Origin of the sequence: Bradyrhizobium sp. PRIMUS42, from assembly GCF_023006515.1 — a bacterium.
In the GTDB taxonomy this organism is placed as follows: Bacteria; Pseudomonadota; Alphaproteobacteria; order Rhizobiales; family Xanthobacteraceae; genus Bradyrhizobium.
In genome coordinates this window covers 1-797 of record NZ_JALBGZ010001346.1, presented here as the reverse complement: position 1 = coordinate 797, position 797 = coordinate 1, and the positions used below count along the sequence as shown (strand labels likewise).

Annotated in this window: 1 protein-coding gene; it reads right to left on the bottom strand. The window is 65.9% G+C overall.

Annotated features, from left to right (window positions below; translation table 11 throughout):
* On the bottom strand, positions 1-797 hold a 797-nt coding region (locus MOV75_RS40225), incomplete at both ends, for a DUF1800 family protein (RefSeq protein ID WP_247008397.1).

The following is a 797-nucleotide window of genomic DNA, read 5'->3' as shown; positions in this document are numbered from 1 at the left end:
CGCAGTACGGCGCGGCCCTGCTCGGCGTCGTCCTGCTCGTAGCGCTTGCCGAGCACGGTCTGTCCGCCCGGCTCATGCAGCCGCGGATTGAAGGTGAACTCGCCGCCATGCTGGGGATCGGCACCGGGCGGCACCAGCGTCCAGCCGGTCATGACGTTGGCGAATCCGATGACGTCGTCCTGGGAGTAGCCCGTGCGCACACCGAGCGTATGCAGCTCCATGATCTCGCGCGCGATGTTCTCGTGGAGTCCACGGTTGCGGTTGATGCCTGCGGTCGAGTTGGCGCCCATCGATTCCAGATTGTCGAGATAGAACAGCATGGCCGGATGGCTCTCGACGGCCTGCAGCAGGTCGACAAAGCGGCCGAGCGCGTTGGCGCGAACCGCTTCGCGCTCATAGGCGCCGGACATGCTCTGGATCTTGTTGGCCGAGATGCAGAAATGATTGGACCAGAACCAGACCAGCCGCTCGGCAAAGCCGATATCGGCCGCGAGCGCAGCTTCCGTGCGAAGCTTGGCTTCCTGCAAATAGATCGGACGTCCGGGATCGGGAATGGCGTCAGCCGCCTGCTTGGCCGCCATCTCGGCAGCATCCTTCTCCTGGGCATAGCCCTGCGCTTGCCCCTCGGGCTGCGCCTGGGCTTGATCGCTCGATGCCGACGCCATCTGCTGCTTCTTGGCCTGCTGCTGCGCCTGCTTGGCCCGCGCCGTCCGCCGGGCATTGGCGTCGGCCACGGTGCGATAGGCCTTTGCGCTGGTGGGAAGGCTGGCTGCAGCACTCAACGTGAGCGGCCGGTC